The organism is Halomonas saccharevitans, from assembly GCF_032333995.1.
In the GTDB taxonomy this organism is placed as follows: domain Bacteria; phylum Pseudomonadota; class Gammaproteobacteria; order Pseudomonadales; family Halomonadaceae; genus Halomonas; species Halomonas saccharevitans.
On the sequence record NZ_JAVXUR010000001.1, the window covers coordinates 275065 to 299327 of the forward strand.

21 protein-coding genes are annotated in these 24263 nt (G+C 68.2%); 8 read left to right on the forward strand and 13 right to left on the reverse strand.

From position 1 onward, the window contains the following. Positions 1 to 140: 140 nt before the first annotated feature. Complete coding sequence (gcvP, locus tag RSO68_RS01270; RefSeq protein ID WP_089848819.1) at positions 141 to 3035, reverse strand: aminomethyl-transferring glycine dehydrogenase; 2895 nt, start codon at positions 3033 to 3035, stop codon at positions 141 to 143. Between the two features lie 134 nt (positions 3036 to 3169). Beyond that, complete coding sequence (gene gcvH, locus RSO68_RS01275; protein ID WP_089848818.1) at positions 3170 to 3562, reverse strand: glycine cleavage system protein GcvH; 393 nt, start codon at positions 3560 to 3562, stop codon at positions 3170 to 3172. 476 nt (positions 3563 to 4038) lie between these two features. Between gcvH and RSO68_RS01280 the strand changes: the two genes are divergently transcribed. After that, positions 4039 to 5445, forward strand: a complete 1407-nt coding sequence (locus RSO68_RS01280; protein ID WP_089848816.1) for an alanine/glycine:cation symporter family protein — start codon at positions 4039 to 4041, stop codon at positions 5443 to 5445. A 76-nt stretch (positions 5446 to 5521) separates the two neighbouring features. Beyond that, positions 5522 to 6631, forward strand: coding sequence for a glycine cleavage system aminomethyltransferase GcvT (gene gcvT, locus RSO68_RS01285; protein WP_315585148.1), 1110 nt, complete (start codon positions 5522 to 5524; stop codon positions 6629 to 6631). 133 nt (positions 6632 to 6764) lie between these two features. Here the strand turns inward: gcvT and RSO68_RS01290 are convergent, their stop codons facing one another. The 6 genes from RSO68_RS01290 to RSO68_RS01315 form a co-directional block, all read right to left on the reverse strand. Beyond that, positions 6765 to 7394, reverse strand: coding sequence for an alpha-ketoglutarate-dependent dioxygenase AlkB family protein (locus tag RSO68_RS01290; protein ID WP_315585149.1), 630 nt, complete (start codon positions 7392 to 7394; stop codon positions 6765 to 6767). Between the two features lie 67 nt (positions 7395 to 7461). Next, complete coding sequence (locus RSO68_RS01295; protein WP_089848811.1) at positions 7462 to 8004, reverse strand: phosphatase PAP2 family protein; 543 nt, start codon at positions 8002 to 8004, stop codon at positions 7462 to 7464. Continuing rightward, positions 7976 to 9136 carry a glycosyltransferase family 4 protein gene (locus RSO68_RS01300; protein ID WP_089848809.1) on the reverse strand — a complete coding sequence of 387 codons (1161 nt, stop codon included), beginning with the start codon at positions 9134 to 9136 and terminating at the stop codon, positions 7976 to 7978. Before RSO68_RS01300 ends, RSO68_RS01295 begins: the two co-directional genes overlap by 29 nt. 128 nt (positions 9137 to 9264) lie before the next feature. Continuing rightward, positions 9265 to 10206 (reverse strand): M23 family metallopeptidase, encoded by a 942-nt coding sequence (locus RSO68_RS01305; RefSeq protein ID WP_315585150.1) that lies wholly within the window; start codon positions 10204 to 10206, stop codon positions 9265 to 9267. Further along, positions 10152 to 11024, reverse strand: a complete 873-nt coding sequence (locus tag RSO68_RS01310; RefSeq protein WP_315585151.1) for an acyltransferase — start codon at positions 11022 to 11024, stop codon at positions 10152 to 10154. The genes RSO68_RS01305 and RSO68_RS01310 overlap by 55 nt, the downstream gene beginning before the upstream one ends. Before the next feature lie 72 nt (positions 11025 to 11096). Continuing rightward, positions 11097 to 12002 carry a LysR family transcriptional regulator gene (locus RSO68_RS01315; protein WP_089848806.1) on the reverse strand — a complete coding sequence of 302 codons (906 nt, stop codon included), beginning with the start codon at positions 12000 to 12002 and terminating at the stop codon, positions 11097 to 11099. Between the two features lie 169 nt (positions 12003 to 12171). Here RSO68_RS01315 and RSO68_RS01320 point away from each other — a divergent pair, with 169 nt between their 5' ends. Next, on the forward strand, positions 12172 to 12873 hold the full coding sequence (locus RSO68_RS01320; RefSeq protein ID WP_089848804.1) for a CoA transferase subunit A: 702 nt from the start codon (positions 12172 to 12174) through the stop codon (positions 12871 to 12873). A 75-nt stretch (positions 12874 to 12948) separates the two neighbouring features. Next, positions 12949 to 13611, forward strand: a complete 663-nt coding sequence (locus tag RSO68_RS01325; RefSeq protein WP_089848801.1) for a CoA transferase subunit B — start codon at positions 12949 to 12951, stop codon at positions 13609 to 13611. A 194-nt stretch (positions 13612 to 13805) separates the two neighbouring features. Here the strand turns inward: RSO68_RS01325 and RSO68_RS01330 are convergent, their stop codons facing one another. The 3 genes from RSO68_RS01330 to RSO68_RS01340 form a co-directional block, all read right to left on the reverse strand. After that, positions 13806 to 14573: a DUF1338 family protein gene (locus RSO68_RS01330; RefSeq protein WP_315585152.1), complete on the reverse strand. Its 768-nt coding sequence runs from the start codon at positions 14571 to 14573 to the stop codon at positions 13806 to 13808. 194 nt (positions 14574 to 14767) lie between these two features. Beyond that, complete coding sequence (locus tag RSO68_RS01335; RefSeq protein WP_089848798.1) at positions 14768 to 15037, reverse strand: GrxA family glutaredoxin; 270 nt, start codon at positions 15035 to 15037, stop codon at positions 14768 to 14770. A gap of 238 nt (positions 15038 to 15275) precedes the next feature. After that, positions 15276 to 16094 (reverse strand): inositol monophosphatase family protein, encoded by an 819-nt coding sequence (locus tag RSO68_RS01340; RefSeq protein WP_315585153.1) that lies wholly within the window; start codon positions 16092 to 16094, stop codon positions 15276 to 15278. Positions 16095 to 16223: 129 nt separating this feature from the next. Here RSO68_RS01340 and hybE point away from each other — a divergent pair, with 129 nt between their 5' ends. Both hybE and RSO68_RS01350 read left to right on the forward strand, forming a co-directional pair. After that, positions 16224 to 16718 (forward strand): [NiFe]-hydrogenase assembly chaperone HybE, encoded by a 495-nt coding sequence (gene hybE / locus RSO68_RS01345; protein WP_315585154.1) that lies wholly within the window; start codon positions 16224 to 16226, stop codon positions 16716 to 16718. Positions 16719 to 16857: 139 nt separating this feature from the next. Next, the gene (locus RSO68_RS01350; protein WP_315585155.1) at positions 16858 to 17628 is read left to right on the forward strand and encodes a 3-hydroxybutyrate dehydrogenase; all 771 of its coding nucleotides are present in this window, start codon (positions 16858 to 16860) and stop codon (positions 17626 to 17628) included. A gap of 102 nt (positions 17629 to 17730) precedes the next feature. Here the strand turns inward: RSO68_RS01350 and RSO68_RS01355 are convergent, their stop codons facing one another. Further along, a complete protein-coding gene (locus RSO68_RS01355) occupies positions 17731 to 18270 on the reverse strand; it encodes a response regulator transcription factor (protein WP_089848790.1) in 540 nt (179 codons plus the stop codon). Between the two features lie 34 nt (positions 18271 to 18304). Further along, positions 18305 to 19576: an ATP-binding protein gene (locus RSO68_RS01360; RefSeq protein ID WP_315585156.1), complete on the reverse strand. Its 1272-nt coding sequence runs from the start codon at positions 19574 to 19576 to the stop codon at positions 18305 to 18307. Positions 19577 to 19749: 173 nt separating this feature from the next. Here RSO68_RS01360 and RSO68_RS01365 point away from each other — a divergent pair, with 173 nt between their 5' ends. Together RSO68_RS01365 and RSO68_RS01370 are read left to right on the forward strand one after the other, a co-directional pair. After that, on the forward strand, positions 19750 to 21102 hold the full coding sequence (locus tag RSO68_RS01365; protein ID WP_315585157.1) for an efflux RND transporter periplasmic adaptor subunit: 1353 nt from the start codon (positions 19750 to 19752) through the stop codon (positions 21100 to 21102). Beyond that, positions 21099 to 24233 carry an efflux RND transporter permease subunit gene (locus RSO68_RS01370; RefSeq protein WP_315585158.1) on the forward strand — a complete coding sequence of 1045 codons (3135 nt, stop codon included), beginning with the start codon at positions 21099 to 21101 and terminating at the stop codon, positions 24231 to 24233. Before RSO68_RS01365 ends, RSO68_RS01370 begins: the two co-directional genes overlap by 4 nt. Positions 24234 to 24263 lie beyond the last annotated feature (30 nt).

A 24263-nucleotide genomic window follows, 5' to 3' on the forward strand; every position in this document is an offset into this window, starting at 1 on the left:
TCATTGAAAGTCAGTCATTGAAGGTCAGTCGTTGAAGGCCCGTCGCTGACGGTCAGGCGTTGGTGATCGGTCGTTGACGATCAGACGGCGCCGGTGAGGCGCCGTCTCGATGGTTTAGCCGCATCGTTCAATCGCGTCCTTCAATCACGGTACTCGTCGATGCTCGGGCAGGAGCAGATCAGCTGCCGGTCGCCGAAGACGTTGTCGACGCGATTGACCGCCGGCCAGTACTTGGCGGCCCGAGTCGCCTCCGAGGGGAAGGCGCCGAGTTCCCGCGAGTAGGGGCGCTCCCAATGGGCGTCCATCAGGTCGGCCATGGTGTGCGGCGCGTTGACCAGCGGGTTGTTCTCCGCCGGCCAGTCGCCGCGCTGCACCGCGCTGATCTCCTCGCGGATCGCGATCATGGCGTCACAGAAGCGGTCGATCTCGTAGCGCGACTCCGACTCGGTGGGCTCGATCATCAGCGTGCCGGGCACCGGGAAGGACATGGTCGGCGCGTGGAAGCCGTAGTCCATCAGGCGCTTGGCGATGTCCTCCTCGCTGATGCCGGACTCGGCCTTGAGCGGGCGGATGTCGATGATGCACTCGTGCGCCACGCTGCCGTTCTCACCCTTGTAGAGCACCGGATAGTGCTCGCCGAGGCGGGCGGCGATGTAGTTGGCGTTGAGGATGGCGAGCTCGGTGGCCTCGCGCAGCCCGCGCGCACCCATCATCTTGATGTAGGCCCAGGAGATCGGCAGGATCGAGGCCGAACCGAAGGGCGCCGCCGAGACCGCGCCGCAGCCCGCCTCGACGCCCGCAATCGGCGTCACCGCATGGTTGGAGACGTAGGGCGCCAGGTGCGCCTTGACGCCGATCGGGCCCATGCCCGGGCCGCCGCCGCCGTGGGGGATGCAGAACGTCTTGTGCAGGTTGAGATGGCTGACGTCGCCGCCGAAGTCGCCGGGGCGGGTCAGGCCCACTTGGGCGTTCATGTTGGCGCCGTCGATGTACACCTGGCCGCCGTGGGCGTGCACGATCTCGCACACTTCACGGACGTTGGTCTCGAACACCCCGTGGGTCGAGGGGTAGGTGATCATGATCGCCGAGAGGGCGTCGCGGTGCTGCTCGGCCTTGGCGCCGAGGTCGTCGATGTCGATGTTGCCGTCCGTGTCGCACTCCACGACTACCACCTTCATGCTCGCCATGGCGGCGGAGGCGGGGTTGGTGCCGTGGGCGGAGCTCGGGATCAGGCAGACGTCGCGGTGCCCCTCGCCCTGGGCCGCCTGGTAGCGACGGATGGCGATCAGGCCGGCGTACTCGCCCTGGGCGCCGGAGTTGGGCTGCATGGAGATGTGGTCGTAGCCGGTCACCTCCACCAGGAAGGCGGCCAGCTCATCGATCATCTGCCGGTAGCCGGCCACCTGATCGCGGGGCGCGAAGGGGTGGATGCGGGCGAATTCCGGCCAGGTGATGGGGATCATCTCGCTGGTGGCGTTGAGCTTCATGGTGCAGGAGCCCAGCGGAATCATCGCATGGGCCAGCGACAGGTCCTTGTTCTCCAGGCGCTTGAGGTAGCGCAGCATCTCGGTCTCGCTGCGGTAGCGCTTGAAGGTCGGGTGGGTCAGGAAGTCGGACTCCCGCGCGCAGCCGGCCGGAATGCCGCTGAGCCCCTGGGCCACCACGCGGTCATCGAGCTCACGCACGCCCAGCCCATGCTCCTCGTCGAGCAGCACGTCGAACAGCGTGTCCAGATCGTGGGCGGTGGTGGTCTCGTCCAGGCTTAGGCCTACATCGCCGCCCTCGAAGTAGCGCAGGTTGACGTCGTGGGCCATGGCGCGGCCGTGGATGCGGCCGGCATCCACGCCGGTCAGGCGCAGGGTGTCAAACCAGCTGTCGTGGGCCAGGGTCACGCCCTTTTCCGCCAGGCCCGTCGCCAGAATGGTGGTCAGGCGGTGGATGCGCGAGGCGATGGTCTTGAGGCCCTCGGCACCGTGATAGACAGCATAAAAGCCGGCGATGTTGGCCAGCAGTGCCTGGGCGGTGCAGATGTTGGAGGTCGCCTTCTCGCGGCGGATGTGCTGCTCACGGGTCTGCATCGCCATGCGCAGTGCGGTCGCGCCGCGGCTGTCCTTGGAGACGCCGATGATGCGCCCCGGGATCGAGCGCTTGAGCTTGTCGGTGGTGGCGAAGAAGGCGGCGTGGGGGCCGCCGAAGCCCATCGGCACGCCGAAGCGCTGCGAGGAGCCCACCACCATGTCGGCGCCCAGGGCGCCGGGTTCCTTGAGCAGCACCAGGCCCATGATATCGGCGACGACGCAGGTCATCACGCCGTGCTCGCGGGCGGTTTCGATCAGTGGGGCCAGGTCGCGGACCTGGCCGCTGTCTCCGGGGTACTGCAGCAGGGCGCCGAAGACGTGGTGCTCGGCGAGTTCCTCGGCCGGTGCCACTACCAGCTCGAAGCCGAACCAGGCCGCGCGGGTGCGCACTACGTCCAGGGTCTGGGGGAAGACGTCATCGGCGACGAAGAAGGTATCGCTCTTGGCCTTCTTGTTGGCGCGCTTGCACAGCGCCATCGCCTCGGCGGCGGCGGTCGCCTCGTCGAGCAGCGAGGCGTTGGCGAGTTCCATGCCGGTGAGGTCCATCACCATCTGCTGGAAGTTGAGCAGGCCCTCGAGGCGCCCCTGGGAGATTTCCGGCTGATACGGCGTATAGGCGGTGTACCAGCCCGGGTTCTCCAGCACGTTGCGCTGGATCACCGTCGGCAGGTGGGTGTCGTAGTAGCCCTGGCCGATATAGCTCTTGGCCACGCGGTTCTGGCGCGCCAGACGTTGCAGGTAGTCCAGGGCCTCGGCCTCGCTTTTCGGCGGGTCCAGGTCCAGCTCACGGCCCAGGCGAATGCCGGCGGGCACGGTGGCCTCCATCAGCGCGGGAAGGCTCTCCATCTCCAGTGCGTCGAGCATGCCCGACACATCGTCGGCGGTAGGCCCGTTATGGCGCTGAATGAAGGCATCGTGAGCGGCCAGATCGGCCAGACGGCGGTTGTCGAAAGCCATGGAACACCCTGTTTGCGTGGTGGGGCGATGCCCCGGGAATCAGTGAAAGGCCGGCCCCGCCTGAACGGGGCCGGGGTTGGCACGCTCCTTTACCGGTCGTTGCTGCCGGCGGGCAGAGGGTGCCGGAGCGAGGCTCAGTCTTCGGCGGCGGCCACGGCCTGATAGGCGTCGGCATCCATCAGCGCGTCGAGTGCGGCGGCGTCGTCGAGGCGGACCTTCATGATCCAGCCGTCGGCGTAGGGCGCCTCGTTGACGGTCTCCGGGGCGTCCTCGAGGGCCTCGTTGACCGCGAGGATCTCGCCGGCGATCGGCGCGTACAGATCGGAGGCGGCCTTGACCGACTCGATGACGCCGAACTCGTCGCCGACGGCGAGGGTCTTGCCGACCTCGGGCAGTTCGACGAAGACCACGTCGCCCAGTGCCTCCTGAGCATGGTCGGTGATGCCGATGGTCACGCTGCCATCGCCGTTGTCTAGGACCCATTCATGGCTTTCGGCATAGCGCAGGTTGGCGGGGATAGAGCTCATCATTATTTCCTATACGAAAAAGGTTTTCGGATCCGCGAATGCTAACGCCATTGGCGGCATTTGGCGAGTCCTGCAGGGGGCAGGAGGGCGGATAACCGCGCCTCGACCCGTTCACAGAGTGGTCGGCGGCGTCGAGTTCGTCCAGTGCGCGACGCGTCCTTGCCTCAGGGCGGCGCCGACAGTAGGCTTTTGGCGTTTCCGATCGGAAACCTGGTGTACGCTCCGGGCATTTGCCAATCCAGAGTAACCGCGGGGGCAGCCTTTCGCCGGGCTGGTGCAGCGGCGGCTTGATCCGCTATCGTGAGGGCGTTCGTCCTGTCGATCTTTCGTCGAAGAGCGACCTGACCAAGCCTTTTCGTCTTATCGGATCGCTCGCCTGCCAAGAGGGGGAAGGCGAGTCCGGGGGAATGCCTGGCAGGTCACCACAAGCGGCAGATCACAACAACAAGTGTGAAGAAGACAATAGGGAGATTCTCGTGGAAACCTTGAACAGTATCTTTGGCGCCATCAATGGCGTGGTGTGGGGGCCCTTGATGCTCATCCTGCTGCTGGGGGTGGGCCTCTATCTGCAGTTGGGCCTCAAGCTGATGCCGATCCGCAAGCTCGGCACCGGCTTCAAGCTGATGTGGGCCGGCCGCGACAAGAAACCGGCACCCGGCAAGGCGGCCGAGAAGCATGAGGATGGCGAGATCTCGCCCTTCAACGCCCTGATGACTGCGCTGTCAGCGACCATCGGCACCGGCAACATCGCCGGCGTGGCCACGGCCATCGCCCTGGGTGGCCCGGGGGCGGTCTTCTGGATGTGGATCACGGCGCTCGTGGGCATGGCCACCAAGTTCGCCGAGGCGGTGCTTGCCGTGCGCTATCGCGAGACCGACAGCACCGGCTATCACATCGGCGGCCCGATGTACTACATCAAGAACGGCCTCGGCCAGAAGTGGCTGTGGCTCGGTGGCGCCTTCGCCTTCTTCGGCGCCGTGGCGGCCTTCGGCATCGGCAACACCGTGCAGTCCAACTCAGTGGCCGACGCCCTGGATTCCACCTTCGGCCTGCCGCACTGGATCACCGGCGTGGTGATCATGGTGTTGGCCGGGGCGGTGATCCTTGGCGGCATCAAGCGCATCGCCAAGGTGGCGGGCAAGCTGGTGCCGGTGATGGGTATCCTCTACGTGATTGCCGGCCTGACAGTGCTGGTCGTCAACGCCGACCAGCTCGGTAGCGCCTTCGGCATGATCTTTACCTACGCCTTCAACCCCCATGCGGCCGTGGGCGGTTTCGCCGGTGCGGCGGTGATGGCAGCCATCCGCTTCGGCGTGGCGCGCGGCATCTTCTCCAACGAAGCGGGCCTGGGCAGTGCGCCCATCGCCCACGCCGCGGCGCAGACCAAGAACCCGGTGCGTCAGGGCCTGATCGCCATGCTGGGTACCTTCATCGATACCATCATCGTCTGCTCCATCACCGCCCTGGTCATCCTGACCGCCGGTGTCTGGGAGACCGGTGAGGCCGGGGCATCGCTGACCGCGCTCTCCTTCGATGCGGCCCTGCCGGGCATGGGTAACCAGATCGTGTCGCTGGCGCTGGCGGTGTTCGCCTTCACCACCATCCTCGGCTGGTCCTTCTACGGCGAGAAGTGCTTCCAGTTCCTGTTCGGCACCCGCTCGATCATGCTCTATCGGGTGCTGTTCGTGCTGGCGATTCCGCTGGGTGCCATGGCGCAGCTGGGCTTCATCTGGCTGATGGCCGATACCTTCAACGCCATGATGGCCATCCCCAACCTGATCGCCCTGGCGCTGCTGTCGCCGGTGGTCTTCAAGCTGGCCCGTGACTACTTCGACGGCAAGGAGGTTCTGCCGGGCGAGGAGCTGGACCACGACAAATCCTGAGGGGTGAGTCCGGCAAGAGAGGTGCCCCGCGGGGCACCTCTCTTGCATTGGCCCCCTCGACACGAGAGACGACGACATGAGTGAACTCAAGCATACCCCCCTGCATGCCCTGCACGTGGAACTGGGCGCCAAGATGGTGCCCTTCGCCGGCTACGACATGCCGGTGCAGTACCCGCTGGGGGTAAAACGCGAGCACGAGCATACCCGCCACGGCGCCGGGCTCTTCGATGTCTCCCACATGGGCCAGGTGCTGCTGCGTGGCCCGGACCCGGCCGAGGCCCTGGAGACCCTGGTGCCGGCCGATATCGTCGGCCTCGCCGAGGGCATGCAGCGCTACGCGCTGTTTACCTCGGAGGAGGGGGGCATCCTCGACGACCTGATGGTGGTCAATGCCGGCGAGCACCTCTACCTGGTGGTGAACGCCGCCTGTCGCGAACAGGATATTGCCCACCTGCGCCGCGGCCTGCCGGATCACGAGATCGAGGTGGTCGACCGCGGCCTGCTGGCCCTGCAGGGACCGGCGGCGGCCAAGGTGATGCAGCGCCTGTGCCCCGAGGCCTGCGAGATGGTCTTCATGCAGCATGGCCACTTCACTATCGACGGCATCGACGTCTGGGCCAGCCGCAGTGGCTATACCGGCGAGGATGGCTTCGAGATCTCGGTCGCGGCCGAGGATACCGAGGCCCTGGCGCGTCGCCTGCTGGCCGAGGAGGAGGTCGAGGCGATCGGCCTGGGCGCGCGTGACTCGCTGCGTCTCGAGGCCGGGCTCTGCCTCTACGGTCACGACCTCGACACCGAGACCACGCCGGTCGAGGGCGGCCTGATCTGGGCCATCGGCAAGCCGCGGCGTCGCGGCGGCGAGCGGGCCGGCGGCTTCCCCGGCGCCGACCTGATCCTGCACCAGGTGGCCGAGAAGGATCATCGCCGCAAGCGCGTGGGCCTGCTCGGCGAGGGCCGCGCGCCGGTGCGCGAGGGCACCGAGCTTTACGATGCCGAGGGTGGCCACCTGGGTCGAGTGACCTCCGGCGGCTTCGGCCCCAGCGTCGGCCGGCCGGTGGCCATGGGCTACGTGGCCATCGAGGCCGCCGAGGTCGGCACCACCGTCTACGCCGAGGTGCGCGGCAAGCGCCTGCCGATGACGGTCAGCAAGATGCCCTTCGTCACCCCCGGCTACTACCGAGGCTAATAGCTTACTTGCGGATTTATACCGTTTTCTGTTTTAAGCAACATACAACGGCCATCCCAAACGGGGTGGCCGTTTTGCATGGGCAGAAGCGAAAGGCGGCGATTGAGGGCCCGGGTAAGCGGGCGACCGCGGCTCAGTCGTGGATGCGCGACGGATGCACCCAGCGAAAGGTCAGGCTGATGCGCAGGCCTCGGTGTCGCCGCGGCAGCAGCGCGTGCTGCAGGCGGCGCTGCACCCCGGGCCCCATCACCAGCAGGCTGTCGTGGGGCAGCCAGGCGTTGAAGGCCTCGGCTTCGCGCTGCTTCCAGCGAAAGCGCAGCGGCCGCTCGGCGCCGAGGCTGACCGCCGCGATCAGCGGGGCGGCGCCGAGCTCGGGCTCGTCGTCGCTGTGCCAGCCCATGCGCTCCTCGCCGTCGGCGTAGCGGTTGAGCAGCACGCTGTTGAAGCGCGCCGATTGGCCGGCGGCGGCCAGGCACTCGACCACGGCATCGCGGATGGCCGCGACCTCGGGGTGCCAAGCCTCGGGGCAGAAGTTGCGCCCCGAGTAGCGATAGCGGGCGTCGGGACTGCCCATCCAGACCTGGTGGCGCGGGATCGGATGCTCGCGACCGTAGAGGCGCAGGCTTGGGCGCTGCCAGTCAAGCTCGCGATCGAGCCGGGTCAGTGCCTGGGTGGCGGCGGGCTCGCCGAGCAGCCTGGAGAACCGCGCCAGGGGCGGATCCCCGAGCAGGGTCTCGCGAGAAGAGAGCGACAACTGGGTCATTGCCTCAGGATGCCATCCCGCCGGCTGGGAGGCTAGCGGGACACGGCTCACTGGTCCCACGACGGTCTCAGCCGAAGACCGCCAGACTGAGCATCGCGAAGGCCGTTCCAAGCAGGGCGCCGGCCAGCACGTCGCTGAGGTAGTGCAGCCCTAGGCCGACGCGAGAGATGGCGATCATCGCCGCGAACGGAAGGAGCCACGGCAGCAGCCAGGCGGCGTGCACGGCGGTCAGCAGGCAGAAGAGCACCGCGTGCATGGTGTGCCCGCTGGGGAAGCTGTAGCGGTCTCGAGCGGGTTCGCCGCAGCGGATGATCCCGGTGAAGGTGATGAAGGGGCGCTCGCGGCACAGCCGCGTCTTGAGCACGCGATAGCAGGCGATGGCCACCAGGGCGGTGGCGACGTATTCGACCAGCCGCCGTCCGCCGTTCACCGGGTCGAGCAGCGGCTGGGCCAGGATCAGCCCGACCCACAGCGGCCAGTCCCCCAGCCGGCTGGCCAGGCGCAGCAGCATCAGCCAGGGGCGGTGGACGTTGCAGCCGACCAGTCGGCGGCAGAGCTGCCACTCGATGAGATCCAGACGATCAAACACGGCAGGGGGGAGCGGCTTCATCGTCGATCTCCAGCGGCTGGGTGAGGGTGGAGAGGAAGGTGTCGGCGATTGCCGGCCATCGATAGGCCAGGGCGCGCTCGCGTGCCGCACGTCCCAGCCGGGCATAGCGGGCCGGCTGCTGACACAGGGCGACCGCCGCCGCCTGGAAGCCGGCCGCATCGTCCGGCGCCAGGCTCAGGCCGTTATGGTCGTGGTCGATCAGCTCGGCACCGGCGGCGTGGCGAAAGGCGACCACGGCCAGGCCGCTGGCCATGGCCTCGAGCACCACGTTGCCCCAGGTCTCGGAGAGCGAGGGGAAGACGAAGAGATCGGCGCTGGCGTAGTGGCGAATCAGGCTCTCGCGATCGATGAAGCCGGTGAAGTGGGCCTGGGGCAGCGCGCGCTCGAGGGAGGTGCGCCCCGGGCCGTCGCCGACCACCACCAGGGTGAGATCGGGGCGCGCGGCAAGCATCGCGGAAAAGGTGTCGCGCAACAGGGCCAGGTTCTTCTCCGGCGCCAGGCGCCCTACATAGAGGGCCACCGGACGATGGGCATCGCTGCCCCAGGCCGCGCGCAGCGGCGAGTCGCGATGCGCCGGGGAGAAACGCTCGCCGTCGATGCCGCGCGCCATCACGCGCACGTTGGCAAAGCCCTGCTCGAAGAGCTCGCGGGCCTGGGCATGGGTCGGCACCAGGGTCGCCGCGGTGCGGTTATGGAATTGCCTCAGGCGGCGCAGCACCAGCGGCGCCAGCCAGGGCAGGCCGTAGTCGCGGCAGTATTGATCGAAGTTGGTGTGCCAGCCGCTGATTACCGGGATGCCCAGCCGGCGGGCGATGCGCAGCGCCGACCAGCCCAGAGGGCCCTGGGTGGCGAGGTAGATCGCCTGGGGGCGCTGTTGACGCCACAGGCGCTGGATGGCTCGCCCGGCCGGCAGGCCGATGCGCACCTCGCGATAGCCCGGCAGGGCCAGGCCACGAACGCGAAGCTCTGCCTCGATGCCCTCGGCCCGCGGCACGGTTCGCGCGGTCGGACGGGGTCGTACCAGCTGCAGCGCCACCCCGCGTCGCTCCAGTTCGGAACTCAGCCGGCCAAGGGTGTGGGCGACGCCGTTGATATCGGGGGACCAGGTGTCGCTGACCAGGCAGATGCGCATGGCGCTCCTCGTGCGTTGGCGGGCCCGACCGGGCCTGACACCGCCGAGGATGGGCGTCGCTCATGACAGGCGCGCGACACCGCGATGACGATGACGTGATGCTTGCGTCAACCACGTCAACGCCGCGTCTAGCGAAGGACCTGGGCGGGGTCCATGGGCTTTCCGCCATGGCGCATGTCGAAGAGCAGGCGTGGTCCGCCGTCCTGGCGACCCACCTCGCAGACCGGGGTGCCTTGCGTGACGCGCTCTCCGCTGCCCACGAGCGGCCTCTTGCACAGCGCATAGACGCTCTGCAAGTTGTCGGCGTGGTGCACGATCACCACCTGGCCGAGCTGGCGCATGCTGTCGGCGAACCGCACCTCGCCATCGGCCACCGCCTTGGCGCGACTGCCAGGCGCGGTGGCTAGCAGCATCGGCTGCAGGGCGCCGCGTTTATCGGTGCCGAACGGTCGAGCCACCCGATAGTCGTCCAGCGGCCAGGGCCAGCGCCGCGCCGAGGCGGGCAGGTCGCCCGGGTCCGGCAGCTGCTTGCGGGACGGCCGAGCGGCCTTGCGCTTGCTGGCGGTACTCGAGGCGGACGCGCTCGCCTGGCCCCCGCGCAGAGGCACCTTGATCTGCTGGCCGACCCTGAGCGCGGTGGGCACGATACCGGGGTTGCCCGAGCGGATTCGCCCTGGCGTCGTGCCGAAGCGCCGGGCGATGGCGCTGAAGGTGTCGCCCGGTCGAATCTGGTACCGATAGGGGCCGCCGGAGGGCGCCCGCTCATTTCGAGTGGGCACCATCACTCGCTGGCCCACGGCCAGTTGCCGGGTGTCGACGCCGGGATTGAAGCGCTCCAGGCGGACCAGAGGCACATCGGCGCGGCGTGCGATCTTCCCCAGGGTGTCGCCACGCTGGATGGTGACCCACTCGCCGGCGATGTCACGTGCGCGACCGCTGTCATATCCTTGTCCCATGTCGCGGCCGGTGCCTGCACAGCCGGCCAGCAGCACCGTCAGGGCGATTAGCAGCCAGCTCAGCGGTGGTCGTCTAGACGGCGATCCTTGTCCTGCCACAGGGCGTTGAGCCATGACTGGAAGCGTTCCTTGTAGTCCGTGTTGTCGTGATAGTCCCCTTCGAGCATCCAGGAGGGGACCTCCAGACGCCGCGCCTCCAGCACGACACGGCCCTCGCGGCCGCAGAGAAAGCCCCAGAAGCTCGGCGCGGGATTGTCGTAGTGCAGGGTGACGTCGAGGATGCCGCCGAGCCGGTCGCCGAGCAGGCTCACCACCTGGGCGATGCCGCCGGCGCGCGGCCTGAGCAGGTGTCGATAGGGAGCGCCCTGGGCGGCGTGCTTGGTAGGGGTGAAGCGGGTGCCCTCGACGAAGTTATAGATCGCGATGGGCCGCTCACGGGCATGGCGACACATGCGCTCGGTGGCCTCGCGGTCGCGACGCGCCAGGTGGGGTTGGCGCTCGCGCTGCTCGCGGGTCAGGCGACGCAGCATGGGAAACTCCATGGCCCAGAAGGCCAGCCCGACGATGGGAATCCAGATCAGCTGCCGCTTGACGAAGAAGTGCGGCATGGGGATGCGCCGGTGGAAGGCGAAGAACAGCAGGAAGATGTCCGTCCAGCTGCGGTGGTTGGAGAGCACCAGCCACCAGCGGTCCCGAGACATGCCATCGGGTAGCTGCAGCTCCAGGGGCGGGCGCAGCCAGCGGCGCATCCACCACAGGTTGCTGCCCATCCAGTTGAGCGCGACCCAATTGAGGGCCGTCAGCACCCGGCGGCGCCAGCGGCGCCCGGGCGTCACTAGCTTGACCAGGGTCAGCAGGATCAGCGGGATTCCCCAGGTCATGGTGGTCAGGCTCAGCAGCAGGATGCTCACGAACCCTCTTAGGGTCGACATGCCTGTCTCCTTGACGGGTTTTATGAGGCGTTCATGCTAATGGATCGGCCGCGAGCTGCCCAGCTGTAGGGCTCAACAACGCGGCGATAGCCCCGGTGTCTGAATGGTCTCGGCCAGCACGCGATGCAGCGCGACGGCGGCGACCGAGAGCTCGTGACGATTCCAGGTCAGCACGCCGACGTCGCGTTCGACGACCGGGTCCTCCAGCGGCACGCAGACCGCGCCGAGCTCCTGCATCTGGTCGATGCACAGCGACGGCACGGCGCTGACCCCCAGGCCGCTTGAAACCATGCGCCCTACGGTGGCCAGCTGATGGCATTCGAAAGTCGCCGGCAGCACCAGCCCTCGCCCCTCCAGTGCCTGCTCGAGCAGGCGGCGTACCATGGAGGGGCGCTGCAGTGCGATGAAGTCCCGGGTCATCAGGGTCGCCCAGTCGAGGCTCGGCCGCTCGGCCAGGCGCGACTCGGCCGGCACCACGGCGACGAAGCGGTCGCGAAACAGCGGCGCGAAGGAGAGGCTGCCGGTGGCCTCGGGCTCGAACACCAGCCCCAGCTCGACCTGGCGGGCGCGCACCATCTCGATCACCTGCTCGTTGATCACGTCGTGGACCGTGACGTTGACCTTGGGATGGCGCTGGCGAAAGACCCGCAGCGCCGGCGGCAGCAGGTTGCTGGCAAACGAGGGCATGGTGGCCACCGCCAGGCGCCCGAGCTGCAGGGTGAAGCGTTGGCGCAGCAGCTCCTCAGTGTTGTCCCACTCGGCGATCAGGCGCTTGGCCAGCGGCACCAGCGACTCGCCCTCCGGGGTGAGGCGCACGCTGCGGGTGCTGCGGATCAGCAGGCGCCCGCCCAGGCTCTCCTCGAGCCCCTTGATCGCGAGGCTCAGCGCCGGCTGGGAGAGGTGCAGATGCTCGCAGGCCTGGGTGAAGCTCAGGGTTCGCGCCACGGCGAGGAAGGCGCGCAGTTGCTTGACGGTCATGGCGTGCTACCAAGGTCAAATTTATGAGTCGATCATATCAATCGATAAATAAAACAAACTTAACAAATATATTGTCAGGGGCAACACTGGCCTGACACTCTGCGAATGAACGCTTGGCGTTCACTTCTTCCTCCATCCCCCACTCTCTACAACAACGCGAGGCGCCACGATGGCCGGATTCGACAAGCGTGTGACTTCCTACGAAGAGGCAATGGACGGCATCGAGAGCGGCATGACCGTGATCGCCGGCGGCTTCGGTCTCTGCGGCATCCCCGAGAACCTGATCGGCGAGATCAAGCGTCGCGGTGTGAAGGACCTGACGGTGTGGTCCAACAACTGCGGCGTCGATGGCTTCGGCCTGGGCCTGCTGCTGGAAGACAAGCAGATCCGCAAGATCCACGCCTCCTATGTCGGCGAGAACGCCCTGTTCGAGCAGCAGATGCTCAACGAGGAGATCGAGGTGGTGCTGACGCCTCAGGGGACTCTGGCCGAGAAGATGCGCGCCGGCGGCGCCGGTATCCCCGCCTTCTATACCGCCACCGGCTACGGCACGCCGATCGGAGAGGGCAAGGAGGTGCGCGAGTTCAACGGTCGCCACTACATCCTCGAGGAATCGGTGGTCGGCGACTTCGCTATCATCAAGGGCTGGAAGGCCGACCGCTACGGCAACGTCGTCTATCGCGACACCGCCCAGAACTTCAACCCGATGGCTGCCACCGCGGGCAAGATCACCGTGGTCGAGGTCGAGGAGATCGTCGAGCCGGGCGAGCTTACCCCCGACCAGATCCACACCCCGGGCATCTACGTCGACCGCATCATCCAGGGCTCCTTCGAGAAGCGCATCGAGAAGCGCACCGTGCGCGAGGGCTGAGCGCTCCCCGCACGTGACGACCGGCACGGCCGGCGCTTTTCTCCCGCTTCTCCACCGATCACAAGAGGCAACACGATGGCACTCACCCGCGAACAGATGGCACAGCGCGTGGCGCGCGAACTCGAAGACGGCTTCTACGTCAACCTGGGCATCGGCATCCCGACCCTGGTGGCCAACTACATCCCCGACGGCATCGACGTGATGCTGCAATCCGAGAACGGCCTGCTCGGCATGGGACGCTTCCCCACCGAGGAGGAGGTCGACCCGGACATGATCAACGCCGGCAAGCAGACCGTCACCGCCCGGCCGGGCGCGGCGATCTTCTCCTCCGCCGAGTCCTTCGCGATGATCCGCGGCGGTCACGTCGACCTGACCGTGCTCGGCGCCTTCGAGGTCGACCAGAACGGCAACATCGCCTCCTGGATGATCCCGGGCAAGCTGATCAAGGGCATGGGCGGCGCCATGGACCTGGTCGCCGGCGCCGAGAACATCATCTGCACCATGACCCACGCCTCCAAGCACGGCGAGTCCAAGCTGCTGGAGTCCTGCAACCTGCCGCTGACCGGCGCCGGCTGCATCAACCGCGTGCTGACCGACCTGGCGTATCTCGAGATCAAGGACGGTGCCTTCCACTTGAAGGAGCGAGCGCCGGGCGTCTCCGTCGAGGAGATCAAGGAGCTGACCGCAGGCAAGCTGGTGGTGCCCGAGCACGTGCCGGAAATGACCTTCGAGGTGTGATCCAGCACGGCGCCCTCGAGTGAGGCGCATGCCAATCGACGGCCCGGACCCTGTGTCCGGGCCGTTGTCGTTAGGGGAGGTCCGGACTGCCGAAAAACTGATCACGACGTTGCGCGGCCCCCGCCATCCGGGTCTCCGCGGCTTTCCCCGGGATGATACACAGCGTTATCCACAGATTCTGTGGATGATCCGGATCAGGTGAGTTCGCAGCGTGTGTGGTGGGGCAACAGCAGTTCGGCGGCGCGCTCCTGGTTGGCGCTAACCTGCTTCTGCACCAGCGCCAGGCCGCCCAGGCCGATGCGATGCTCGTCGCCCTCGGCGAAGGCCAGGCGCTGCGAGCGGGTGGCATAGAAGCGGTAGTCGAGCAGCGGCGAGACGGGGAAGAGCCCATGGTGGCGATCGTCGCTGCCTTTGAGCCCAACCTGCTGTAACTGACCGTCGAGGGTCTGGATGTCGTGGCCCAGCCGTTGGCAGTCGAAGCCGACGTGGTGGACCCTTGGTCCCATCACTGCGAGCCAACCGGCCAGGGGGTGGGCGCGCTCCAGGAGCTGGTAGGTATCCCAGTCGGGCATCGGCCAGGCGCGGCCGTGGCAGAGCAGCGCCTGGCTGCGCGCCTCCCGGGGGTCGGCGTCGGCAACCAGTGCCTTCAGGCTCTCCCGGGGCTGTCGCGACAGGGCGCCCAGCTGCAGCTCGGCGAGCAGCACCCAGCCGCCATGATCCGGCGCGCTGAGCAGGGTCGCGAGCAGGCCGCGGTCGGCCATGCCGTAGCGCTGCTGGGGTCGATAGCCGAAGCGCACCAGCGTCGGGATCAGCGATTCCATGGCCCAGGGGCCGTGATTGAGGGTCAGGATCGCTAAATATTCCGCCGGGGCCTCGACCGGCCACAGCCGCAGGCCGCCGACGTCAGGATGGTGATGGACGAAGTCCAGCCACAGCTGCTGGACGAACTCTTCCCGTTGCATCGTGCCGTTTCCCCCGTCGTGATGCCCCGTTCGTGTGGCCCGTTTTCATCTCTCGTGCGCTCGCAGCGCCAGTATAGGCAGCGAGGTCGGGAGCTCATTCAACGCGGGAAAGACGCAGGCTCTCGCGGGCATGCACACACAACGAAAACGCCGCCACCTGGGGTGACGGCGTCGAGGATAGCGTGCGGCGCGTGTCAGACGCTGGCGGCCATCAGGGCGTTGTCGCGCACGTACTGATCGAACTCGGTGAAGCCGCCGACGTGGGTTTGATCGACGAAGATCTGCGGCACGGTGTGCACCGGCTGGCCGATGGTCTTCTCCAGGTCGGCCTTGGTGATCCCCTCGGCCTGGATGTCGACATAGCGGTGGCCCTCGATGGCGCCGGCGCTCTCGAGCCGCTCGGCCAGCGACTTGGCGCGGACGCAGAAGGGGCAGGCGGGGCGGCCGAAGATGACGACGAACATGAAAAGGCTCCTGGCACGACGAGGTGCACGGCAGTGGATGATGGGAAAGAAGGATGGGCATTGTGAAGGAGCGCGCGCCCTTTCGCCAATAGCCGCCACCTTGGGCAGCGATGGGGGCGGGCTATCGGCAACCGCGTTATAGCGTTCTTATCGCTGTGCCCTGACCGGTCGTACTAGATGGGTACGGTCCGGCGAACGGACTTGCGAAGGCGCTCTTGCGACGGCCCTGGCGAACGCCCTAAAGATCGATCTCGCCGGCGTCGGCCCGGCGCAGCAGGTCTCCGAGCGCGACATGGACCTCGGGGGCGGTCACCAGCAGGTTCTCGCCGTAGAGATCCTCCGGAATCGCTGCCGGGACGGGATAGAGGTGCCCGGTGCGGGCGCCGGCCTCGCGGGCGATCAGCCAGCCTGCGGCGCAGTCCCAGGGTGAGACGCTCTCGTAGTAGGCGTCGAGCCGACCGCAGGCCACGTCGCACAGGTCCAGGGCGGCCGAGCCGTTGCGCCGGATGTCCTGGCAGTGGCCGAGCACCGCGGTGAGACGGCGCATCAGCGGCGGGCGGCTGTCGCGGCGGTAGGGAAAGCCGGTGCCCACCAGGCAGTGGGTCAGGCTGCCCGTGCGGCTGGCGCGGATCGGCTCGCCGTTGCGCCAGGCGCCCCGGCCGTCCAGCGCGGTGAAGGTCTCGCCGAGGAAGGGCGCATGCACGACCCCCAGCCGCGTCTTGCCCTCGCTGGCCCAGCCGATGGAAACCGCCACGTGATGCAGGCCGTGGGCGAAGTTGACCGTGCCGTCGATGGGATCCACCACCCAAAGCGCCTGGGGCGTCGCGAGCGCCTCGCGGTCGGGGGCCAGCTCCTCGCTGAGGCGCGCCTCGTCGGCGAAGTGCTCCTGGAGGCGCTCGCTGATTCGCGTATCCACCTCGACGTCGGTGTCGGTGACCAGTTCATGGCCGTGCTTGTAGCGATGGCCGAAGGCCTGACCCTGGCGGGCCTCGATGATCATCTGGCCGGCCTCTCGGGCGATGTCGACGGCGATCTCCAGGCGCTGGGCGGGGGTCATGGCGGCTCCTTGGCGGGTCAGTATCAAACGGCTTTCATGCTAGCAGCTCGCCGTGTCGCTGCCGAACGCCCGGTGTGACGACCCGAGCGCGGCGACTATACTGGCGGCCTCGCCGAACCGGAGGACATCATGCAGGCAATGAGTGCCGAGCAGTATGCGCGGCTGGGGCGCCTGGCCGAGGCCTGGACCCGCCGCTACCTGAAGGACGCCAAGGGCGAGGCGCACTTCAATCCCCGCCTTGGCGTGGATGCCCTGTGCTTTCAGCCCCACCTGCTGCCCGACGGGCGCCGCGGGCTGCTGGGGGCCCTGGTCACGCCCGTCTCTCTGTCGCTTGCGCTGGTGGTCGACGACGAGGCCGCGCCGCCGTTGGCCGAGCCGCGCCTGACCCTGGCGCTGCCCTCGGGGCGCTATCCCTTCGCCTGGGAGCCCCTTTCTGACAGTAGCGCCGACAGTCACGATGAGCGTCGTGTCGACGGCGACGCTGAGGGTAAAGGCGCGCTCGAGGGCTGCTGGCGCTGTGAGTTGCTCGAAGATATCTCCGATCTCGACTCCCGCCAGGCGGCCAGTCGCCTCGCTCAGCAGCTGATGGAGCGGGTCATGACGCCTTCCGCGCCCGATGCCTGATGGATGACGCACTGCGTCATTCGCCTTATGCTGGTGGCGCAGCGCCACCCCCATGAGCACGACGACAACCACAACATCACCGGGCTTCAGCGGGGCGCGCCCCGTCGCCCCGGGACGATCCGATCAAGAGGAGTCACGCATGACCGCCAACGCTTCCACCCCCCGCGTCGCCCTGGTCACCGGCACCAGCAGCGGCATCGGCGAGGCCGTGGTCCGCCACTTCTGCGAGCAGGGTCATCAGGTGCTGGCCGTGGACTTCAATCCGGCCGGCAAGGAGGTCGCCGAACAGGCCGGCGCGGCCTTTTTCCAGGCCGACCTGACCGATGGCGAGGCCTGCAAGGCGGCGGTGGCGGAGGCGATCAAGCGCTTCGGTCGCGTGGACATCCTGGTCAACAACGCCGGGATTCAGCACGTCTCGCCCATCGAGACCTTTCCCGAGGAGAAGTGGCGCCAGATCATCGACCTGATGCTGACCGCGCCCTTCCTGCTCACTCAGGCGGTGTGGCCGAGCATGCGCGAGAGCGGCTGGGGTCGGGTCGTCAACATCGCCTCGGTGCACGCCCAGGTGGCTTCGCCGGGCAAGGCCGCCTACATCAGCGCCAAACACGGCATGATCGGCCTGACCAAGACCGCGGCGCTGGAGGGTGGCCAGCAGGGCATCACCGCCAACGCCATCTGCCCGGCCTACGTGAAGACCCCGCTGGTCGACAACCAGATCGCCGATCAGGCGAGGATGCACGGCATGGAGGAGCAGGAGGTGATCGAGAACATCATGCTCAAGAATGCCGCCGTGAAGCGGCTGATCGAGCCGAGCGAGGTGGCGTCGCTGGTCGCCTACCTGACCTCGGATCAGGCCGGCGCCGTCACCGGGGCGAGCTGGAACATCGACCTGGGGTGGACCGCGCAATAACGCCGCGTTCGGGCCGCGGGCGGCGAGCAACGAGCTATGCTGTTGCCGTAGCCCGTAGCCCGTAGCCCGTAGCCCGTAGCCCGTAGCCCGTAGCCCGTAGCGTCAGCGCCTGACCGGTCGCTTTTGCAGCTTGCGCTGCAGGGTGCGGCGATGCATGCCCAGCGCCCGCGCCGTGGCGGAGATATTGCCGTCGTGCTCCTGGAGCACCTTCTGGATGTGCTCCCAGGTGATGCGGTTGATCGACGGCGGGTTGTCCGCCACCTCCATCTCCGGATCGCCTTCCTCCCGTGACAGGGCGGCGAGCACCTCGTCGGCATCGGCCGGCTTGCACAGGTAGTTCACCGCGCCGAGCTTGATCGCCTCCACTGCGGTGGCGATGCTCGAATAACCCGTCAGCACGATCACCCGGCATGCCGGCACCAGCTCGAGCAGCTCGGGCAGCAGCTTGAGGCCCGACTCGTTCTCCAGCTTGAGGTCCAGGGTGGCCAGCTGGGGCTGGTGACGGCGCGCCAGGGAGAGCGCCTGGGCGGCGTCGTGAGCGACCATCACCTCGAAGCCGCGGCGCGTCAGCGCCCGGTCGAGCACGTGGCAGAACATCTCGTCGTCGTCGATGATCAGCAGGCGTTCGGCGGTCTCTTGCATGTCGTCCTCGCAGGGTCGGGGAATCCCGGAGCCGTCAGGTCGTCGTCTGGCTGCGCGGCAGGGTCACTTCGGTGAGGGTGCCGCCGTCAGGGTGATTGTACAGGCTCACGCCGCCGCCGAAGCGGTTGATGGTGGCGTGGGTCAGGAACAGGCCGATGCCCAGCCCCTTGCTCTTGGTGGAAACGAAGGTCTCGCCCAGCTGGTCGGCGATCGACATCGCCACGCCCGGGCCGTGGTCGCGAATGTCGATGATCACCTCGTCGCCGTTCCACTCCAGGCGGATGATGATGTCGTCAGGGTTGGCATCGGCGGCGTTGTTGAGCAGGTTGGTCAGCGCCTGGTCGAGGGTGGCATCCACGGCCAGCCGGGGCGGGTCGCGCCGCTCGGCGACCTCGAGGCGATGGCTGACGTCGGGGCGCAGCACCAACCAGCGCTGCACCACGCCGGCCAGCCACGCCTGGGCATCGTAGACCTCGGGTTCGGCCATGCGCCGGCGATCGGCGCTCTGCACCAGGTGGCGCAGCCGCGACTTGCAGGTATCGACCTGCTGGCGCAGCAGCTCAAGATCCCGAGTCAGCTCGGGGTCGTCCTTGGCATCCTCGCGCATCTCGGCGAGCAGCACCGCCATGGTGGAGAGCGGCGTGCCGAGCTCATGGGCGGTGCCCGCGGCCTGGGTGGCCACCGCCAGCACCTGCTCGTTGCGCAGCGCCGCCTCGCGGGTGCGCGACAGCGCCTGGTCCCGGCGGCGCAGGGCATGGGCCATCTTGAAGATGAAGAAGGTCACGAGCCCCGCCGAGAGGCCGAAGTTCAACCACATGCCCAGGGTGTGCAGGCCAAGGGTGGTCTCGCCATCCCCCTGGGCAAGCGGCGGCAGCGGCTGGTAGACCACCATCAGGAAGGTGTAGGCGGCCATGGAGGCGGCGGCGACCAGCCAGGCATGGCGCCAGGGGAGGGTGGCCGCGGCGATGGTCACCGGCACCAGGTAGTAGTTGATGAAGGGATTGTGGGCGCCGCCGGTGAAGTAGAAGAGTAGCGTCAGCCCTGTCACGTCGATCATCAGGTGACCGAGGTACTCCTGGTGCGTGACCGCCCGGGGACGCCCCAGCCGCCACCAGGTGGCGATGTTGATCACGCCCATGGAGACGATCACCGCGATCACCGCGGGCACCTGCAGCGAGAAGCCCAGCAGCTCGATGCCGATGATGATGGCGGCCAGAAAGCCGGTCCAGGTGATGCCGCGCACGATGGTCAGCCGCACCAGGTTGCGGTTGGGGGTGGAGAGCGGCAGGGGAAGGGCGGCTTGCATGGTGACTCCGCGAGGCGAGTGGGGGCCGATGATACCCGATCCGGAACAGGGCGGGGCGAGCCGCCGACGCACCGGGCTGCGGTAGAGTGTCGCCGTGGCGACGTGGCGCCGACAATCACCGCTCGATGACTGTATATTGTGGGCTGTTGATATGCCCGTTGGAACCCAGCCCGATGCTCAGACGCCTGCTCCCCCTGTTGATCCTGGCCGTCGGCGTGGCGGCCTTTCTGTGGCTGCGCGCGACCCGGCCCGAGAGCCCCAGCGTGACGCCCGAAGAGCGCCGCTGGCGCGTCGAGACCCTCGCGGCGACGCTGGCGCCCCAGGCGCCCGTCCTGCCACTGTATGGCGAGATCACCGCCCCCGACATGCTCACCGTCACCGCGCCCCTGGCCGGGCGGATCGCCGAACGGCCGGTCCGCGAGGGCCAGCGGGTGGCCCGCGGCGAGCGTCTGGTGGCCCTGGACGATGCCGATGTGACGCCGCCCCTTCAGCAGGCCGAGGCCGAGGTGGCGGATCGCGAGGCCCAGGTCGAGAACGAGCGGGTGCGCCACGAGAGCGACCGCGAGGCCCTGGCCCGCGAGCGCGAGCTGGTCGACAACGCCCGTCGCCAGCTTGAGCGCACCCGTTCGCTCAGGGCGCGCAACTTGGCCTCTCAGTCCGACCTGGACGCCGCGCGCAATGAGCTGGCCCGCGCCCGGGTGACGGTGGCGGCCCGTGAGCGGGCGGTCGCCGAGCATCCGGCGCGCCTGCGTGCGTTGGAGGCCAACCTGACCCGGGCTCGGGCCGCCCTGGCCGCGGCGCGCCGCGATGCCGAGCGCAGCCGGGTCGATGCGCCCTTCGATGGTATCGTCACGCGCATCCGGGTGGCCCCGGGGGATCAGGTCGCGGCCCGCAGCGAGCTGCTCAGCATCTATCCCGAACGCGGGCTGGAGCTTCGCGCGCGCATCCCCCAGCGCCATCAGGGCGAACTGCTCGAAGCCCTCTCCCGCGGGGAACGCCTGGTGGCCACCGATGAGCAGGGCGCGCGTCTCGTGCTGACCGGGCTCGCCGGCGAGGGCGACCCGGCCGGCACCGAGGCGATCTTCCGCCTGGAGGAAGGCGGCGAGGGGTTGCGCCCCGGCAGCCTGGCGGCCGTGTCGCTCAAGCGCCCGCGGGTGCCGGACAGCCTGGCGGTGCCCTACAGCGCGCTCTATGGCAACGAGGCCCTCTACCTGATGGACGAGGCGAGCCGCATGCAGCGATTGACGGTGACTCGCCATGGCGACGTGGTGCGCGACGGCGAGCGATGGGCGCTGGTCAGCGGCGAGGCGCTGGCCGATGGCGACCGAGTGATCCTCACCCACCTGCCCAACGCCATGCAGGGGCTGCTGGTCCAGAGCGTTGGCGACGAGCGAGCCGCCAGTGACGATCAAGCCGCAAGCGACGGGGAAGACGACAGCGGCGCCAACGCCGAGCGCGTCGAGCGTGCCGGCGACATCGACGGCGGCGTCGATGGAGGCGCTGGCTACGAGGAGACGGCCTCGTGAGTCGCCGGCGCGGGGTGATCGGCTTCTTCGTCCACCACAAGGTCGCCGCCAACCTGGTGATGCTGGTGATGCTGCTAGGCGGGGCGCTGGGCATTTCGCGGATGAACATCCAGTTCTTTCCCTCCTTCGCCCTGGACGTGGTCAGCGTGCGCACGGTGTGGAGTGGCGCCTCGGCGGAGGACATCGAGCAGGGCATCACCATCCCCTTCGAGCAGCGCCTGCGCAGTATCGATGGCCTCAAGCGGATGACCTCCACCTCGGCTCAGGGCATCTCGAACATCACCCTGGAGTTCAACGAGGGCAGCGACCCCATCCTGGCCCTGGACGACGTTCGCCAACAGGTCGATGAGTTCACTAACCTGCCGTCGGAGGCCGAGGAGCCCCAGGTCGCCCGGGCGGCCCGCTATGAACCGGTGGCCCGGCTGCTGGTGCATGGCGAGGTCACCCCCCAGGAGCTGCGCCACCTGGCCAATCGCTTCGAGGATCAGCTGCTGCAGGCGGGCATCGATCGGGTGGAAATCAGCGGCCTGCCCGAGCAGCAGATCAGCATCGAGATCCCGGCCGAGCGCCTGCAGGGTCTGCAGCTCGGCCTCGGCGAGATCGCCGAGCGCATCGAGGCGATGTCCCGCGACCTGCCGGCGGGGCTGCTCGGCCAGCAGGACAGCACCCGCGAGTTGCGCGCCGTGGAGCAGCGTCGCGACGCCCTGGCCTTCGCCGACCTGCCGGTGCTCAGCGGTGATCGGGTCCAGCTGCGCCTGGGCGACATCGCCATTATCCGCCAGGAGGCCCGCGAGCCCTCGGTGACCCTGAGCCGCAACGGTCACCCGGCGGTTGAGCTGATGCTGCAGCGAAGCGAGAACGGCAACTCGCTGGCTGCCGCCGAGGTGCTCAATCGCTGGCTCGACGAGACCCGCCCCCAGCTGCCGCCCTCGGTGGAGCTCGAGGTGCACGATGAGACCTGGCAGCTGATCGCCGAGCGCATCTGGCTGCTGATCAGCAACGGCCTGGGTGGCCTGGCGCTGGTGCTGCTACTGCTTTACTTCTTCCTGCCCGCCCGCGTGGCGCTGTGGGTCGCCATCGGCATTCCTACCGCCTTCCTGGCGGCCATGGCGGTGTTCTGGGTCATCGGCGGTTCGATCAACATGATCTCGCTGTTCGCGCTGATCATGGCGCTGGGGGTGATCGTCGACGACGCCATCGTGGTCGGAGAGGACGCGGATGCCCACTTCCGCGGCGGCGAGCCCGCCCGTCACGCCTCCGAGGGGGCTGCCAGGCGCATGCTGTGGCCAGTCATTGCCTCGTCGCTGACCACGGTGGCCGCCTTCATGCCGCTGCTGCTGGTGGGCGGGGTGATCGGCAACATCCTCGGCGATATCCCGGTGGTGATGATCTGCGTGCTCATCGCCTCGCTGCTGGAGTGCTTCGTGGTGCTGCCGGCTCACCTGCGCAACGCCTTCGTGCCGGGGCGCAAGACACGACGCCACCCGCTGTCGCGGCCCCGCGAGCGCTTCGAGACGGCCTTCGAGCGCTTCCGCGAGGGCCCCTTTCGGCGCTTCTCGGCGTTGACCCTGCGCCACCGTGCCGCGACGCTCGCGTCGGCGCTCGCCGTGGTGCTCTTTACCGCGGGCCTGCTGGTCGGTGGGCGCCTGGAGTTCAACTTCTTCCCCACGCCGGAACCCAACATCCTCTATGCCAACGCCAGCTTCGTGGCCGGTACCGATCGCGGCAGCGTCGACGAGCTGCTGACCCAGATGCAGGCCGCCCTGGACGAGACCGAGGAGGCGCTCGGCGGCGGGCTCGTCCAGCATGCCGTGGTCCGCCACGGGGCCACGATGTCCGGCGGACAGCCGGGGCGAAACGGCGACAACGTCGGCTCGATGATGATCGAGCTCACCGCCTCGGACGACCGCGACGTGCGCAACGCCGAGTTCATTCGCGCCTGGCGCGGCCGGATGGCCGAGCCCGCGGGCCTGGAGAACCTGACCATCAGCGAGCGCGCAGCGGGACCGCCCGGCAAGGACGTCAACATCCGCCTGACCGGCGAGTCGGCCGACGACCTCAAGGCCGCCGCGGAATCGCTGTCCCGCTCGCTGCGCGAGTTGCCCGGGGTGCTGGATACCGAGGACGACATGCCCTGGGGGCGCGAGCAGCTCATCTACCGGGTGAGTGCCCACGGCGAGGCCCTGGGGCTGACCACCCTCGACCTGGGTCGACAGCTCAGGGCGGCCTTCGACGGCCGCCTGGTGCAGATCTACCAGGACGGCGACGACGAGATCGAGGTGCGGGTGCTGCTGCCCCGAGAGCAGCGAGAGCGGCTCTCGACCCTGTCGCGGCTGACGGTGCGCACGCCGGCGGGGCGCTTCGTGCCGCTGGATCAGGTCATGGCGCTCGATCATCGCCAGGGCTTCGAGGCGCTGCGCCATGCCGACGGGCGCCTGGCGGTGGAGGTGACCGCCGAGCTCGACAGCGAGATCACCAACGCCGAGCGGGTGCTCGACGCCGTCTCCGAGGAGGTATTGCCGACCCTTGTCAGCACCTACCGGCTGCGCTATAGCTTCGAGGGGCGCGCCGCCGACCAGCGCGAGACCTTCGCCGACATGCGCACCGGGCTGATCATCGGCCTGGGACTGATGTACGTGGTGCTGGCCTGGGTCTTCGCCTCCTGGAGCCTGCCGCTGATCGTCATGACGATCATCCCGCTGGCGCTGGTTGGGGCCCTGCTGGGCCACTGGGCACTGGGCCTCAACCTGACCATGCTCTCGCTCTTCGGGCTCTTCGGGCTCTCCGGCATCGTGGTCAACAACGCCATCATTCTGGTGGCCTTCTACCGTCACCAGCGCCAGAAGGGATTGGCCATCGACGCCGCGCTCAACGAGGCGGTGGTGCAGCGGGTGCGGGCCGTGCTGCTCACCTCGCTGACCACCATCGGCGGGCTTTTGCCGCTGCTCTTCGAGACCTCGCTGCAGGCGCAGTTCCTGATTCCCATGGCCGTCTCCATCGCCTTCGGCCTGGCCTTCTCGACCCTGCTGGTGCTGGCCGTGATCCCGGTGCTGCTGAGCTATCTCGAGCGGCTGCGCGAGCGCTTCGGGCGCATGAGGGAGGAGGCCCCAGATCCCGTCGGCGGGGCTTGACGCTCGGCCCTGCCGCCGGCGGCCGATGAT